The organism is Dactylosporangium sp. NPDC049742 (genome assembly GCF_040674675.1).
GTDB classification, from domain to species: Bacteria; Actinomycetota; Actinomycetes; order Mycobacteriales; family Micromonosporaceae; genus Dactylosporangium; species Dactylosporangium maewongense.
The window spans coordinates 42,987-58,891 of sequence record NZ_JBFANF010000032.1; the positions used below are offsets into that span (position 1 = coordinate 42,987).

At 70.1% G+C, this 15,905-nt stretch carries 14 protein-coding genes; 11 read left to right on the plus strand and 3 right to left on the minus strand.

Annotation, left to right across the window (positions count from 1 at the left end; genetic code table 11):
• The first annotated feature begins 345 nt into the window (after window positions 1-345).
• Window positions 346-516 (plus strand): hypothetical protein, encoded by a 171-nt coding sequence (locus AB0J72_RS32785; RefSeq protein ID WP_363405345.1) that lies wholly within the window; start codon window positions 346-348, stop codon window positions 514-516.
• A 165-nt stretch (window positions 517-681) separates the two neighbouring features.
• Here the strand turns inward: AB0J72_RS32785 and AB0J72_RS32790 are convergent, their stop codons facing one another.
• Together AB0J72_RS32790 and AB0J72_RS32795 are read right to left on the minus strand one after the other, a co-directional pair.
• Window positions 682-1,152 (minus strand): hypothetical protein, encoded by a 471-nt coding sequence (locus AB0J72_RS32790; protein WP_363405347.1) that lies wholly within the window; start codon window positions 1,150-1,152, stop codon window positions 682-684.
• Complete coding sequence (locus AB0J72_RS32795) at window positions 1,149-1,673, minus strand: DUF1772 domain-containing protein (RefSeq protein ID WP_363405349.1); 525 nt, start codon at window positions 1,671-1,673, stop codon at window positions 1,149-1,151. Before AB0J72_RS32795 ends, AB0J72_RS32790 begins: the two co-directional genes overlap by 4 nt.
• 192 nt (window positions 1,674-1,865) lie before the next feature.
• Here AB0J72_RS32795 and AB0J72_RS32800 point away from each other — a divergent pair, with 192 nt between their 5' ends.
• From AB0J72_RS32800 to AB0J72_RS32845, 10 genes are all read left to right on the plus strand, one after another.
• On the plus strand, window positions 1,866-3,014 hold the full coding sequence (locus AB0J72_RS32800; RefSeq protein WP_363405351.1) for a sensor histidine kinase: 1,149 nt from the start codon (window positions 1,866-1,868) through the stop codon (window positions 3,012-3,014).
• Window positions 3,011-3,763, plus strand: coding sequence for a response regulator transcription factor (locus tag AB0J72_RS32805; protein ID WP_363405353.1), 753 nt, complete (start codon window positions 3,011-3,013; stop codon window positions 3,761-3,763). Before AB0J72_RS32800 ends, AB0J72_RS32805 begins: the two co-directional genes overlap by 4 nt.
• Window positions 3,760-4,338, plus strand: coding sequence for a transposase (locus AB0J72_RS32810; protein ID WP_363405484.1), 579 nt, complete (start codon window positions 3,760-3,762; stop codon window positions 4,336-4,338). The genes AB0J72_RS32805 and AB0J72_RS32810 overlap by 4 nt, the downstream gene beginning before the upstream one ends.
• A 247-nt stretch (window positions 4,339-4,585) precedes the next feature.
• Entirely contained in the window at window positions 4,586-5,824 is a 1,239-nt protein-coding gene (locus AB0J72_RS32815) for an extracellular solute-binding protein (RefSeq protein ID WP_363405355.1), read from the plus strand.
• 53 nt (window positions 5,825-5,877) lie between these two features.
• Window positions 5,878-6,756, plus strand: a complete 879-nt coding sequence (locus AB0J72_RS32820) for a sugar ABC transporter permease (protein ID WP_363405357.1) — start codon at window positions 5,878-5,880, stop codon at window positions 6,754-6,756.
• Window positions 6,743-7,561, plus strand: a complete 819-nt coding sequence (locus AB0J72_RS32825) for a carbohydrate ABC transporter permease (RefSeq protein ID WP_363405359.1) — start codon at window positions 6,743-6,745, stop codon at window positions 7,559-7,561. Before AB0J72_RS32820 ends, AB0J72_RS32825 begins: the two co-directional genes overlap by 14 nt.
• Before the next feature lie 13 nt (window positions 7,562-7,574).
• Window positions 7,575-9,005: a cellulase family glycosylhydrolase gene (locus tag AB0J72_RS32830; RefSeq protein ID WP_363405361.1), complete on the plus strand. Its 1,431-nt coding sequence runs from the start codon at window positions 7,575-7,577 to the stop codon at window positions 9,003-9,005.
• A gap of 31 nt (window positions 9,006-9,036) precedes the next feature.
• Window positions 9,037-10,281: an ROK family protein gene (locus AB0J72_RS32835; protein ID WP_363405363.1), complete on the plus strand. Its 1,245-nt coding sequence runs from the start codon at window positions 9,037-9,039 to the stop codon at window positions 10,279-10,281.
• A gap of 573 nt (window positions 10,282-10,854) precedes the next feature.
• Entirely contained in the window at window positions 10,855-13,272 is a 2,418-nt protein-coding gene (locus AB0J72_RS32840; RefSeq protein ID WP_363405365.1) for a PQQ-dependent sugar dehydrogenase, read from the plus strand.
• Window positions 13,273-13,289: 17 nt separating this feature from the next.
• On the plus strand, window positions 13,290-14,441 hold the full coding sequence (locus AB0J72_RS32845) for a ThuA domain-containing protein (RefSeq protein WP_363405367.1): 1,152 nt from the start codon (window positions 13,290-13,292) through the stop codon (window positions 14,439-14,441).
• Window positions 14,442-14,630: 189 nt separating this feature from the next.
• Here AB0J72_RS32845 and AB0J72_RS32850 read toward each other — a convergent pair whose 3' ends face one another.
• Complete coding sequence (locus tag AB0J72_RS32850; protein ID WP_363405369.1) at window positions 14,631-15,725, minus strand: DUF3103 family protein; 1,095 nt, start codon at window positions 15,723-15,725, stop codon at window positions 14,631-14,633.
• Between the last annotated feature and the right edge of the window lie 180 nt (window positions 15,726-15,905).

The following is a 15,905-nucleotide window of genomic DNA, read 5'->3' on the forward strand; positions in this document are numbered from 1 at the left end:
CGTTCCAGCCGGTCGGCGACACCCCCAACGTGGGCGTGTGGAGCCTCGGCGCCCGGTCGTTCAACGCGCCGGTCCTGCAGAACCCCGCGCACGCCAAACGGGTCGACCCGCAGGAGTCGATCAGCATCCAGAACACCGGGACGAACATCAATGTGCCGGCCCGGCAGTTCAGCCAGCCGGTCGGCGGGCAGACCAACCCACTCTTCGTCGGCCTGGTCAACGAGTACACCACCCGCATGCAGACCGTCTCCGACGAGCTGCGCAATCAACCCGCAGTCGTACAACCAGAGCAGCTCCTACGTCGCGGACTGCATCACGTCGAGCACCCCGGGCGCGCCCGGCGACATGATGGGCAACTGCCTGCACTACCTGGCCAAGCAGCGCGCCGCCCAGCTCGCCGCCCAGTACACGCTGCACTCGCAGCGGCTCGCCGCCGGCGCCTACACCGAGGGCATCCCCGACGTCGAGGCCGTGGTGACCGCACTGCGCATCGCGGAGCGCGCCGCCCGCGTGTAAACCCGTTCCCCCTCGGGTGGGTCCGGCCCCGGCCGGGCCCACCCTCGTCCGGCGCCGGTCCGGACACCGCGGTCGGGCTCAGCCGAGGAAGCCGTGCAGAGCCCGCGGTGAGCGACGACCGAGCTTCGGTGGCGAAGCAGGGCCTGCGTCGCCGGAGCCGGCTTCCTATCTGTCGGCTTCGTCGGGTCGTTCCGGGCGGGCCGCCACGACCCGGCACAGCAGCGCCGCGACGGCGCCGGTGACCGCGCCGACGATCGTCCCGGTGACGAGGCTGGACACCGCCGCGGCGCCGCGCACGACGCCGCGCTGCACCGTGGGGTCCACGTCGGCGAGGTTCCCGCCGAGGGTCGGGGTGACCCCGTCGAAGGCGGTGTCCCACAGCAGTTGATGGCCGGCGGCGAGGAACACGCCGTAGAGCGCGCCGATGACCAGGACGGTCACGAACGGGCGCGGCGGCCGCTGCCACAGCACCGCTGCGATCCAGCACAGCGGGGGGAGGAAGACCAGCAGTCCGTTGACGAGGCTGCCCTCCTCGACGACGCCGAGGTCGTGCAGCACGAGCCGGGGCGCGGCCAGTGCGGCCAGGCCGACCAGCACCGGCCAGGAAAACCCGAGCATCCGGCGCGGCCGGCTCATCGCGCGGCCTCCGCGGCGACGCTCGCGCGAGCCGTGTCGCGGGCGAAGCGCAGCAGCGCGGTGAAGGCGAGCACGGCGGTGACCGCGCCGCCGGCGAGACGGACCCGGTGCCCGGCGACGAACTCGTCGGCCACCTGCCGCAGGTACTGCGGGGAGTGGGTACCGACCGGGTCGACGAACATGATCTCGTTGCGGGGCCAGAAAAACACCGCGGAGAACAGGAACTCGCAGGTGATGAAGGCCCCGGCCGCGCCGGCGATCCACCACCGCAACCGCGGGTCGCGCCAGGTGAGCAGCACCGCGGCGAGGCTGCTGAGCACCACTGTGGCGCCCAGCGGCGGGAAGTAGTCGCTCGGGCCGCCCGCGACCATGAACTCGCGGGCCCGTTCCAGCGACGCCGGGGCGTCGCCGAAGATGTTCGGGTAGAGCATCACCGTCTCGGCAGCCACGCCACCGAACGACAGCATCGCGGTCCACACCAGCACCACGAGTGTGATCCAGGTCAGTTTGGTACGGGACACGTTCGGGTCCTCCTGTGTCGTCGCGCCGTTGCCGGGCGGTCCCCGGTGGTCGTCCACCATGCTGTGGTGCGCCGGCGTCGCCGTCTGCCGCCTGCGGGAGCGGACCGGCGTCGCTTCCTGACGTACGCGGCGGCGCGGGCCTGACGCTCCACGGCGACAGCGGCCGCCCGGCATGCCGTTTACGCTGCTGGTGTGCGTTGCCGACCCACCCGCACCGACGCGCTGCTCGGTGTCGCCACCTTCTGCCTGGTCGCGGCGGCCGTGATCACCGACGGCGGGCCACCCGGCCGGGCGGTGCTCGCCTACGGCTTCGCGGTCGGCTTCGGCGGGCTGCTGCTGTGCAGCCGGCAGTGGCCGGTCCCGGCGCTGCTGGCGACCGCGGCCGGCATCGTCGGGTACTACTGGCTGGACCTCCCGGCGATCGGCCTGGCGGCGCCGACCGCCGCCGTGCTGTACACGGCGGCGGAGCGCGGCCGGGCGGTGCCGGCGACCCTCGTCGGCGGCGGGCTGCTGGCGCTGTCGGTGGCCATGCGGCTGGCGGAGGGCGACGCCGTCTCGATCGTCGTGGGCTTCGACCTCGGCTCCGAGGCCGCGCTGATGCTCGCCGTCATCGCCCTCGGCGACGCCGTGCGCAGCAGGAGGTCGCTGCGCGCCGAGATGGCCCGGCAGGCGGTCGCCGCCGTCGAGGACCGCCGCCGGGAGACCGCCCGGCAGGTCGAGGCGGAGCGGCTGCGGATCGCCAGGGAGGTGCACGACACCCTCGGCCACACGATGTCGGTCATCACGCTGCAGTCGGCGGTGGCGCAGGAGGCTCTCGCCGACAACGCACAGGACCAGGCCAGGACCGCGCTCGCCGCGATCAGCTCGGCCGGTGGCAGCGCGATGGGTGAGCTGCGCGCCACCCTGCACACCCTGCGCCGCGACTCCGGTACCCGCGAACCCGCACCAGGCTTCGACCAACTGCACACCCTCGTCGACGGGGTGCGCCGCAGCGGCCTGCCCGTCGAGCTGACCGTCACCGGCCGGGTCGATGCGCTGCCCGCCGTCGTGGGCACGACCGCCTACCGAATCGTCCAGGAGGCGCTCACCAACACCCTGCGCCACGCACACGCCAGCCAGGTGCACGTCACGGTGCGGGCGACAGGACCCGGGCTGTCGCTCGAGGTCGTCGACGACGGCCACGGCGCACCGCCCGGCGCACCGCTGGACGGCAACGGCCATGGACTGCGGGGCATGACCGAGCGGGTCTGCCTGCTCGGCGGCACCGTCGAGGCCGGCAACGGCGAGCGCGGCGGGTTCCGGGTCCACGCACGCCTGCCGCTGGCCGGGAGCGGCGCATGACGGACATCCAGGTCGTCATCGTCGACGACCAGCACCTCGTCCGCGCCGGGCTGCGCGCGCTGCTCGACCGCGCACCGGACATCACCGTCGTCGGCGAGGCCGGTGACGGCGCCGCGGGTCTGCACATCGTGCGCGCCGCGCGACCGGACGTGGTGCTCATGGACGTCCGCATGCCCGGCACGGACGGCATCGAGGCCACCCGCCGCATACTGGCCGACCCGTGCCTCACCGACGTCCAGGTCGTCATGCTGACCACCTTCGACGACGACGAGTACCTCTTCGAGGCCATCCGGGCCGGCGCGGCCGGCTTCCTGCTCAAGGACACCCCGCCCGACGCCCTGCGGGCCGCCGTGCGCACCGTGGCCGGCGGCGACGCGCTGCTCTCCCCCGCCGTCACCCGGCGCGTCCTGGCCGCCGCGGCCCGCTCCCCCGTGCCGGACCTCCGGCGGCTCGCCGGGCTCACCGACCGCGAACGCGACGTCCTCGCACAGGTCGGTACCGGACGGTCCAACGCGGAGATCGGCGCCGCGCTGCACCTCAGCCCGGACACCGCCCGCACCTACGTGAGCCGCCTGCTGACCAAGCTGGACGCCCGCGACCGCGCCCAGCTCGTCGTCATCGCCTACGAAACCGGACTCGTCACCCCCGGAAGCTGCTCACCACGCCTCACGGCCCAAGAGAGAACAGATCACCCTCCACAAAGGACGAAAGGTCCTAGTACGGCAGCCGCCGATCGGGATCATGGCTGAAGGTCGGCGACGCGACCTTCCCGACCACCGCCACCGGCTACCGCCGGCTGCTGGCCTGGACCCGCGGCTTCGGCATCCTGGACCGCGCCGGCGTGGAAGGCACCGGCTCCTACGGCGCCGCACTGACCCAGTTCCTACGCCGCCACCAGATCGCCGTGATCGAGGTCAACCGACCCGACCGCGCGGCCCGCCGCCGCCATGGCAAGACCGACACCGTCGACGCTGTCGCCGCCGCACACGCCGTGGTGCCCCAACGGGCCACAACCACCGCCAAGACCGTCGACGGACCGGTGGAGATCCTGCGCCTGCTCCGCCTCGCCCGAGCTTCCGCGGTGAAGTCCCGAACGCAGACCATCAACCAACTCAAGGCCGTCATCGTCAGCGCCGACCCGGCCCTACGACCAGCTGACCGGCTGCACCAACGCCGCCCTGATCCGCCGCTGCGCCGACCTGCCAGACAGCAGCCCCACCACATCGCGCTCGCCAGAGCCCGCACCGACCAACGCACCCGCGACTACCTCGACCGACGCACCGCCCAAGGCCGCACCCGCCGCGAAGCCATCCGCCGCCTCTAGCGCTACATCGCCCGCGAGATCTACCACCTCATCCAACAACTCAACCCGGCAAGCCAAACCCCACGAACCGCTTGACAACCTGGGGCATCGGCGCCTCCGCGCCTCTTGCGGACACTTTTTCTATGGCTTAGCCTAAGCCCCGGATTAACGGACGAAGGTCATCACCCTCACTCGAGCGCCGGGCGGCTGCCCGTGGCACGAACACCGGCCCGCCCCGCTTCCTCCCGCCCGAAAGGAACACCCCGCGATGAGACGACCCTGGCTCGCATCCGTCCTGGCGATCGGGCTGCTGGCCCTCGCCGGCTGCTCCGGCTCCGGCGGCGACACCTCCACCGACCCCAAGAAGCTCACCGTCTGGATCATGGGCGACAGCTCCACCCACTTCGACGAACTGGTCAAGCCGTTCACCGATAGGTCCGGCATCGCCGTGGACACGGTCGCGATCCCGTGGGACTCGATCGACCAGAAGATGACCACCGCCGTCGCGTCCGGCAAGGGGCCGGACGTCGTGCAGATCGGCGTCTCGAAGCTGCGCACGTTCGCGAGCTCCGGCGCGCTGCTCAAGTTCGACGACAAGGCCCTGGCGGACCACCCGAACCTGGCCTCGGACAAGTTCCTCGACGGCGTCGCCGGGAAGGCGACCGCGGTCGGCGGCGACGTGGTCAGCGTCCCGTGGATCAGCGACACGCGGGTGCTGTTCTACCGCACCGACATCCTTGCCGCGCAGGGCATCACCGCGCCGCCGGCGACCTGGGACGAACTACGCGCGGACGCCAAGACCCTCGCCGGCCGCGGCAAGGGGCAGTACGGCTACTACATCCCGCAGTGGGACAGTGCCCTGCCGGTCATCATGACCTGGGGCCAGGGCGGCCGGATCGTCGACGGTGCGGGCAAGATCGGCTTCAACACCCCGGAGTTCGGCAAGGCCGTCGACATCTACACCGGCCTGTACGCGGACAAGAGCGTGCCCACGAACGCGGACTTCGACCAGGTCCAGGGCTTCACCTCGGGCACCGCGCCAATGCTCGTGTCCGGACCATACCTCGCCAGCGCGGTCACCGCCGCCGCGCCCGACCTCAAGGGCAAGTGGGCTGTCGCCCCGATTCCCAGCGGTACCGCGAACACCTCGCTCCTGGCCGGTTCGAACCTCGGCGTGTGGGGCAACACGGGCAACCGGGACGGCGCTCTGCGGCTGCTCGACTACCTTTCGGAGCCGCAGACCCAGGTCACCTGGTACAAGCTCAACGGTGATCTGCCGACGGTCAAGGCCGCGCTCAGCGACCCGGCGCTGACCGCCGACCCGCTGGTGACGGTCTACGCCAAACAGCTGTCCACCGCCAAGCTGCTGCCGCTGGTCCCGAACTGGGACGGAGAGACCGGCAAGGCGCTGCTGGACGCCCTGAACTCCATCGTCCTGACCGGCGCGAACCGCGACACCGCCCTCAAGGGCCTGTACAGCGCCACCGACGGCACCTCGGTCAACTGACCCCGCCACCGTGGGCGGGATGCCCGCCGTCCCGCCCACAACAGGAGCCCGCATTGAAACCTCGTCTTGCACCGTACGCGTTCATCGCACCGGCGATGGTGCTGCTGCTGGCCTTCGGCGTGCTGCCGATCCTGGTCGCGCTGCTGGTCAGCCTCACCGACATGAACCTCGCCGGCCTCGGCGACCGGTCCCGGATCAGCTTCGTCGGCGCCGACAACTACCGCCGGCTGTTCACCGACCACGAGTTCTGGCAGTCGCTGACCAACACCGGCCTCTTCGCCGCCGTCGGCGTGCCCTCGGTCATCGTCCTGTCCCTGATCGTCGCGCTGCTGCTGAACCGGGCCGACAACCGGTACTTCCGCGCACTGCGCGCGTTCTACTTCATGCCCGCCATCACCGCCATCGTGGCGATCTCGCTCGTCTGGGGGTACCTCTACAACACTCAGTTCGGCCTGTTCAACTACCTGCTGTCGGCGGTGGGACTGCCCGAGGTGCGGTGGCTCAGCGACCCGGTGTGGGTGAAGTTCTCGGTCGCGCTGGTCGCCATCTGGCGCGGTACCGGGCTGAACATCATCATCTTCCTGGCCGCCCTGCAGAGCGTGCCGAAGGAGTACCTCGAGGCCGCGGCGCTCGACGGCGCGGGCGAGCTGCGCAGAACAATCTCGATCGTCATCCCGCTCCTGCGCTTCGCGATCTTCTTCGTCATGATCACCACCGTCATCGCCTGGCTGCAGTTCTTCGACGAACCGTTCGTGCTCACCAAGGGCGGGCCCCTGGGCGAGTCGACGAGCATCTCGTTGTTCCTGTACCAGAAGGGCTTCTCCACCAGCCAGTTCGGCTACGCCAGCGCCGGCTCGGTGGTGCTCTTTGCGGTCATCGCCGCAGTGACGCTGTTCCAGCTGCGGGTCGGGAGGGCCGATGCCGAGGCGTAGGGGCCTGACCTTCGCGATCGGTGCCGTGCTCGGCGTCGGCGCGCTGGCGACCGCGTTCCCGTTCGCGTGGATGGTCTTCGGCTCGGTGAAGCCGCGCCGCGAGTCGGTCGCCTACCCGCCGCGGGTCCTGCCGGAGCAGCCCACGCTGGACTTCTTCCGGCAGCTCTTCGACGAGCTCGATTTCGGCCGATACCTCGCCAACACCATCGCCGTCGTACTCATCGGCATGGCCGGCGTCATCCTGATGGCAATGGCCGGGTACGGCTTCTCGAAGTTCCGGTTCCGGGGCCGTGAGCCACTGTTCTTCCTGGTGCTCGTCACGATGATGATCCCGGTCCAGGTGACGATGATCCCCACCTACCTGATCCTCAACGGGCTGCGGCTGACCAACACGCTGGTCGGCATCGCGCTGCCCGGCCTGGTCTCCGGGTTCAGCGTGTTCCTGTTCCGGCAGTTCATGTCCGCCATTCCCACCGAGATGCTCGAGGCGGCCCGCATCGACGGCGCCGGCGAGGCGCGGATCTTCTTCCGCATCATCCTGCCGCTGTCCAAGCCGATCCTGGCGGTGCAGGTCGTGCTGACGTTCATCGCCGGGTGGAACAGCTTCCTGTGGCCGCTGATCATCGCCAACGACGAGAACCTCTACACCCTCTCGGTCGGGGTGTCGCTACTGAACCGGCAGATCGCCACCAACCCGTCCCTGCAGATGGCCGCCGCGACCCTCATGGTCGTGCCGATCCTCGCCGTGTTCGTCGTCTTCCAGCGCTTCATCGTGCAGGGCTTCACCATGTCCGGCCTCAAGTAAGGGCAGTCTCTCTATGCGCAAGCGACTCACCGGCTTCGTCCGCGCCGACGGCGCCCGGCTGCTCGACGGCGCGGGCAATCCGCTGCTGCTGCGGGGCATCGGCCTCGGCAACTGGCTGCTCGCCGAAGGGTACATGTGGAAATTCGGCGACGAGATGAGCTCACCGCGGCAGATCGAGCACCGCATCGAGAAGCTCGTCGGGCCGGACCGCGCCGCCGAGTTCTGGACCCGCTTCCGGGCCGCGTTCATCACCGAGGCCGACATCGCCGAGATCGCCGCGCTCGGCTTCGACCACGTCCGGCTGCCGCTCAACTCCCGCGGCCTGATCGACGACGCCGGACAATTCCTGCCCGACGGCTTCGCGCACATCGACAACCTTCTGCACTGGTGCGAGCGGCACGACCTGTGGGTGCTGCTCGACCTGCACGGCGCGCCCGGCGGGCAGACCGGCACCAACATCGACGACTCACCCAATGGGCAGCCGGAGCTGTTCATGGACGAGCGGTACCGCTGGATGACCGTCGCGCTGTGGCAGGAGATCGCCCGCCGCTACCGGCACAGCACCGTCGTGCTCGGCTACGACCTGCTCAATGAGCCCTTGCCCAACGAGTGGCAGCACGTGTACCCCGCCGAGCTGGTCGAGTTGTACCGGGAGCTCACCGCCGCGATCCGGGCGGTCGACCCCGATCATCTGCTGGTCTACGAGGGCTCACACTGGGCTACGAACTGGTCGATCTTCACCGACGTCATCGATCCGAACTCGGCGCTGCAGTTCCACCGCTACTGGTGCCCGCCGGACCGCTCCAGCATCCAGCAGTACCTCGACGTCCGGTATCGGCTCGGGCTGCCGATCTACATGGGAGAGGGCGGCGAGAACACCTCCGAGTGGATCTACACTGCGCACCGGCTCTACGAGCAGCACGGCATCAGCTGGAACTTCTGGCCGTGGAAGAAGCTCGACACTCACACCTCGCCGGTCTCCGCGCGAGTGCCCGACGACTGGGCGCTGATCGCCGACCCGTCGTCCGGCGTCGACGCCGACACCGCCTGGCGTATCCTGCTGCGCTTCCTCGACGCGATCGCGCTGCACGCCTGCGAGCGACGCCCGGACGTCATCAACGCCATGTTCGGCCGCGCACCGCTGCGCCTGCCCGGGTGGGGATTCATCGACCAGCGGGCGCGGTTCCGGGACCGGTTCGCCGGGTTCGACACCGAGCACGTCTGGCATCACGACGCTGGCCAGCCGTACCGTGCCGAAGAAATCATGCCGATGAGCGTGCAGGCCGGCGACGAACTGCACTTCCCACTCGAACGCAGACCGGCCGGCTGGCGGGTGGACAGCGACGATCCCGGGGCGTTCGAGGTCCGCTGGAACGGTGACCGCCTCATCGCACGCGCGAACACCGCCGCGCAGCTGCGGGCGATCGATCTGACCGCGAACTGACCGCATGCAGGCCGAGTATGATCGGGCAACCATGAGCGCCGAGCCCGCCGCCGGTCGGCACACCACCAGCCTGCCCGAGGTGTCTACGGTCACGACCCTGCGGCAGCGCAACCGTGCCCTGGTGCTCAAGCACGTCATCCTCGCCCAGCAGACCACCCGCGCGGCGATCGCCAGGGACAGCGGGCTGTCCACGGCCTCCGCCGCCAACCTCGTCGCCGACCTCATCGGCGACGGCCTGGTCGAGGAGCGCGGCTCGGTGTCGTCCAAGGGCGGCCGGCCGATCGCCCTCATCGGCCCGCGCGCCGAGAGCGCCGTGACGATCGGGGCCGACATCGGCGAGCGCGGTGTCGCTGTGGAGATGTTCGACCTGGCGATGAACCGCATCGACCGGGAGTTCCGCGGCGGCGCCGAGGAAGAGTCGCCGGAGAAGATCGGCGTCGACCTGCAGGACGCCATCGAGGCGCTGCGCGACCGCAACGCCGGCCGGTGGCCGACCCTGCTCGGCATCGGCCTTGGGCTGCCCGGCCTGGTCGAGGTCGGCGCCGACGGCCGCCAGATGCTCTACGCGCAGAGCCTCGGCTGGCCGCCGGTCCCCGTCGCGTCGCTGTGCGACGTCGGGGTGCCGGTGCTGGCCGAGAACGGCGCGAAGATGCAGACCCGGGCGGAGCTGTGGTTCGGCAACGCGCGCGGCGCGTCGCACGCCCTCGTCGCGCTGTTCGGCCGGGGTGTCGGCATCGGCGTCGTCACCGAAGGCCGGTTGCTGCAGGGCTCCCACTCCAGCGCCGGCGAGTGGGGGCACACGGTCATCGAACGCGGTGGCCGGCTGTGCCGCTGCGGCAACCGCGGCTGCGTGGAGGCGTACCTCGGCGCCGACGCGATCCTCGACGCCTGGCGCAGCACCGGCGCCACGTTCGAGGGCACCGGCTGGCGCGCGATCGGTGAGCTGCTCACGGCCGCCGGCACCGGCGACCCGTCCGCGGCGGCGATCGTCGACGACGTCGTCGACTGCTTGGGCGTGGCACTGGGCGGCATGGTGAACCTGACGGGCCCGGAGCGGATCGTGATCGGCGGCTGGGTAGGCCTCCGGCTGATGGAATCGCTGAGCGATCGCATCGAGTCCGCCATCCGCCGGCACAGCCTGTCCCGCCCGGCCGGCCAGTTCCGCCTGCTGGACGCCGCCTTCGGCGGCGACGCGGTGGCGACCGGCTCCGCGCTGCTACCTCTGGAGGCGATGATCGCCGCCGACCCGGCGACTCAGGACCGCCCGCCCCGCTAACTCATCGGACGGGTTGAACCGGGAGCACTCACCTGCCCGGTCCAGTGCAGCGCGTGGCCCTTGCCCCCGATCCCATCAACAGCAGCCCGCAGCGTGCGTCGAACTCGACGCTGCCTTCACCTCCGAGCGGGTCCGCCGCAGCTGGGTGCCGTCGGTCTGGTACTACGAGCGGCACCTCGCCGCAACCTTCCGCCGGTCGGCGCGTCCGGATTCCCGCGGCCTTCCGCCGGGGAAGGCGCGCGAGAAGGCCGCGCGAAGCACACCTGATTGATCCGCAACCGTCGTCCCCGGCTGCGCACAACCCCGGCTGGACCTTTTAGGCCGAAACGGCAGAAGTTCGGCCAGCTGGATCGAAACATCTGGACACGTTGATCAAAGTCCCATAATGTGGACGGACGGCCTGAGAAAGCTCTCTCGATGATCCGTCGGCGCGGACGTCAAGGCGTGCTCGATGACATAGGCCGACATCGCGGCACCCTCGGCTGCGGCGCGTCGGCGCGCGCCCTGCCTGGCTAGTTCGGTCAGGAAGGGGCACAAGTGAAACGAAATCAGCCCATCGTCCGATGGCGGCCCATGGCAGCCGCCCTGCTTCTGGTCACCTCGGGACTCAGCGTCCTCGCCGCGCCGGCGACCCCGGCCGCGGCGGCGATCAACCCCGCCGACTTCCAGCAGGTCACGCTCGCCAAGGGCGTGGCGGAGACCGGCGAACCCATGGCCATCACGGTGTTGCCGGACCGCTCGGTCCTGCACACCGCACGCGACGGCACCCTGCGCCGCACCGACGCCGCCGGCAACACATCGGTGATCGCGAACATCGCCGTGTACACGCACGACGAGGAAGGCTTGCAGGGCGTCGCCGCGGACCCGAACTTCGCCAGCAACCGCTACATCTACCTCTACTACGCGCCGCCGCTAAGCACTCCCGCCGGCGACGCGCCCGCCACCGGTACCGCCACCGACTGGACCACCTGGACCGGGGTCAACCGCCTTTCCCGGTTCACACTCAACGCCGACTACACAGTGAACATGGCCAGCCAGGTCACCGTCCTGGAGGTGACGACCAGCCGCGGCATCTGCTGCCATGTCGGCGGCGACATCGACTTCGACGCGGCCGGGAACCTCTATCTGTCCACGGGGGACGACTCCAACCCGTTCGAGTCGGCCGGCTACGCGCCGATCGACGAGCGGACCAACCGCAACCCCGCCTACGACGCTCAGCGCTCCGCCGGCAACACCAACGACCTGCGCGGCAAGGTGCTACGGATCAAGGTCGACGCCAACGGGACGTACTCGATCCCGGCCGGCAACATGTTCGCGCCGGGGACCGCCAACACCCGGCCCGAGATCTACGCCATGGGCTTCCGCAACCCGTTCCGGATGAGCGTCGACAAGGCGACCGGCATCGTCTACCTCGGCGACTACGGGCCGGACGCGGGTAGGACCGACGCCAACCGGGGCCCGTCCGGTCAGGTGGAGTTCGACCGGATCACGGGGCCCGGCTTCTACGGCTGGCCGTACTGCACCGGCACGAACACCACCACCGAGACGTACAACGAGTGGAACTTCGCGACCAACGCCACTGGCCCGAAGTACAACTGTGGCGGCGGCCCGACGAACAACTCCTTCCGTAACACGGGCCTGACCACCCTGCCGGCGGCCAAGCCTGCCTGGATCCGCTACGCCGGCGACGCCGGTTCCCCTGCGGCCTTCGGTAGCGGCTCCGAGTCGCCGATGGGCGGCCCGGTCTACCGGTACGACGCCGCAAACCCATTGACCACGAAGTTCCCCGCCAGCCTGGACGGGCAGTACTTCGCCGGCGAGTTCGGGCGCGGCTGGATCAAGCCCATCGTGGTCAACGCGGACGGCTCGCCGGGCGCGATCGACAACTTCCCGTGGAACGGCAAGCAGGTCATGGACATGGCCTTCGGCCCGGACGGGTCGCTGTACGTCCTGGACTACGGCACCGGTTACTTCAACGGGGACGCGAACTCGGCGGTGTACCGCTACGACTACGTCGGCACCGGCGGCAACCGTGCGCCGATCGCCGTGGCCGGCGCCAACAAGACATCCGGCGCGGCACCCCTCGCCGTGACGTTCTCGTCGGCGGGCTCCAGCGACCCCGACGGCGGGGCGCTGACCTACTCGTGGGCGTTCGGTGACGGTGGTACCTCGACCGCCGCCAACCCGGCACACACGTACACCGCCAACGGCAACTACGTCGCGACCCTGACGGTGCGCGACCCGCAGGGCGCCACCGGCACGGCCAGCGTGCCGATCAGTGTCGGCAACACCGCCCCGACGGTCATCGTCAACAGCCCCGCTTCCGGGCAGCTGGCTGACTTCGGCGAGAGCGTTCCGTGGAGCGTCACGGTCACCGACCCGGAGGACGGCACCATCGACTGCGCCAAGGTGACGATGGCGTACGTGCTCGGCCACGACCAGCACGCCCACCAGATCACCTCGCAGAACGGCTGCTCCGGCACGATCACGATCCCGGTGGACGGCGAGCACGACGACGCGGCGAACATCTTCCCGATCTTCGACGCGTCGTACACCGACACGGGCGGCCTGACCGCCCACGCGCAGAACATCCTGCAGCCGAAACACCGGCAGGCCGAGCACTACAAGACCTCGTCGGGCATCAACAAGCTCAGCAGGACCACGGCCGAGGGCGGCATGACCGTCGGCGACATCAACAACGGCGACTGGATCGAGTTCGACCCGTACAAGCTCAACAACGTCATCTCGTTCACCGCCCGGGTGTCGTCCGCCGGGGCGGGCGGCAGGCTGCAGTTCCGGACGGGTTCGGCGACCGGCACGATCATCGGCTCGGCCACCGTCCCGGTGACCGGGTCGTGGGAGACGTTCACCACCGTCACCGGCACGATCAGCGGCGCGCCGGCGGGCACGACCTCGCTGTACGTCACGTTCGCCGGCAACGGCAAGCGCGCGTTGTTCGACCTGGACAGCTTCACGTTCGTCACCGGTTAGAAGGGAGACCACCGATCATGTTGCGCAGACTCGCTTTCTGCGTCGCCATCGTGGTCGCCGCGCTCGGCCTCACCGCCGTGCCGGCCCACGCGGCGCCGGACTTCACCGTGCTCGTCTTCAGCAAGACCGCCGGATTCCGCCACGACTCCATCCCCACCGGCATCCAGGCGATCCGCGACCTGGGCACAGCGAACAACTTCGCCGTCGAGGCCACCGAGGACGCCACCCAGTTCAACGCGACCAACCTCGCCCGGTTCAAGGCCGTCATCTGGCTGTCGACCACCGGCGACGTACTCGACGCGACCCAGCAGACCGCGTTCGAGAACTACATCCGCGCCGGCGGCGGCTACGTCGGCGTGCACGCGGCGGCCGACACGGAGTACGGCTGGGCCTGGTACGGCGGCCTCGTCGGGGCGTACTTCGCCAGCCACCCGGCGATCCAGACCGCGACGGTCCGCATCGCCGACACCACCCACCCGTCGACGGTCGGCTTGCCGGCCACGTGGAGCCGCACCGACGAGTGGTACAACTACCAGACCAACCCCCGTTCGGAGGTGCACGTCCTGGCTACGCTGGACGAGTCCACCTACAGCGGCGGCACCATGGGCGGCGACCATCCCATCTCGTGGTGCCGGGCCTACGACGGCGGCCGATCCTTCTACACCGGCATGGGCCACACCCAGGCCAGCTACACCGAGGCGAACTACCGCACGCACCTGCTCGGCGGCATCCGCTACGCCGCGCAGGGCACCGGCGACTGCTCGGTCAGCGCTCCGCCACCAGACCTGGCGCTGAACCACCCCGCCACGGCGTCCAGCGTGGAGAACGCCTCCTTCCCCGCCTCGAACGCCGTGGACGCCTCCTCCACCACTCGGTGGTCGAGCGCGTTCTCCGACCCGCAGTGGATCCGGGTCGACCTCGGCGCCACGCACACCATCAACCGGGTCCGGCTGGTGTGGGCGACCACGTACGGCAAGAACTACCAGATCCAGACCTCGGCCGACGGGAACACCTGGACCACGATCCGGACCATCACCAACAGCAACGGCGGTGAGGACGACAACACCGGCCTGAACGCCTCGGCGCAGTACGTGCGCATCTACGGCACCGCCCGCGGCACCAGAAAGGCGGGGTACTCGCTGTTCACGTTCCAGGTGTACGGCACGTGAGGCCCGGCCGGCCCGGGAGCCGCTCACTCCCGGGCCGGCCGGTCACGCGACGATTGTTGATCAGACCGCCGACCAGCGCGCCCTTGACGCGTTGGTGAGGGCCGTCTGTACTCGGCAACGGTGTCTGACCTGGGTGGACGTGACGTCTTGTCACGATGTCGGCATGATGCTGTACCGCAGCGCGGGTGGTTACAGCGGCTGCACAAAGTACGGCGTGACGTCCATCCAGCCGTTGCCGGCCGCGCCGGTGAGGCGGCCGCTGCTGGCGGTGGACAGCGTGTACCAGGAGTCGACGTAGTCAGGATCGTCGGTGTACCACGAGCTCGGCAGCGCGGCGAGGATGGCGTCGACGAGCGGGGCGTACGCGCCGCCGTCAACGATGGTCAGCAGCGCGGTAGCGATCGCCTGGGCCAGCTGCTGGTAGTTGGTGTCGCCGTCGTCCTCCATCATCACCACGTCGGCGAGGTTGTACTTGTACCCGTTGAAGTGCACCAGCAGTTGGTTCGGCGTGTAGGTGGTGCCGTCGTTGTCGAGGTACGGCATCTGCACGATGTCGACCTTCGCCGCGCCGTCGAGGCCGAACCCGCCGACGATGCTGTAGATCTCGGCGCCGCCCTTGAACCACGGCTCCTGGTCGTTGCTCAGCCGGATCGCGGTGACCTTGGTGGCCCAGTATCCGGTGGCCGCCGCCACGGCGTCCGTGCCCGCGCTGCCGAGCCGCTGCCGGACGACCTCGATACCCAGGGGCATGGCCTTGGCGGTGTCGACCTCGACGAGCAGCACCGGTCGCTGCGGCACGTGCGCCGCGGCGATGCGCACCGTCCGCCCGGCGGGGTCGTAGCCGATCAGGCTGGTCGGCGTGTCGTCGGTCGGGGTCGCCGCCACGACCGGGACCGCGCCGCGCCGCAGCGCCGGCAGCATGTCCGGGTGCGCCAAGCGCACCTGCAGCAGCGACACATCACCGGGCAGCCCTTTGGCCGCGTATACCGCGGTGTTGGCGGCCCGCACCGACGTGGCGAACGACGCGCCGAGCCGGACCGTCGCGAGGTCGACCGGCCCGGCCGCCACGGCGGCCACGACGCGATCCCGCTGGCCCGAGTCGCGCAGCGACACCGCGAGCAGCCCGGCGAGCCGATCGGTGACGGCCTGGACAGTCCCGGCCGGCTCAGCAGGTGCGGCAGGCGCGGCAACGGCAGATGACGACGGCACGCCGAGCACGGCGAGCACGGTCGTCGCGGCGATCAGCACCGGGACCCTGCCGCGGCGGAACGTGGATGGGTTCACGCAGACTCCTCCATCTCCGGACGCCGACTCGTGATCGACGCTCCTGGATAGCCTGATGCATGTATTCATCGATGACAATAAACCTTCCGGGGTATCGCCGCGGGTGCCTCGCGGGGCGGCTCGAGATCCCGATCGCTGATATCGCGACGCCTTGAGCTTGACCAGTTCCAGGAACCTGCA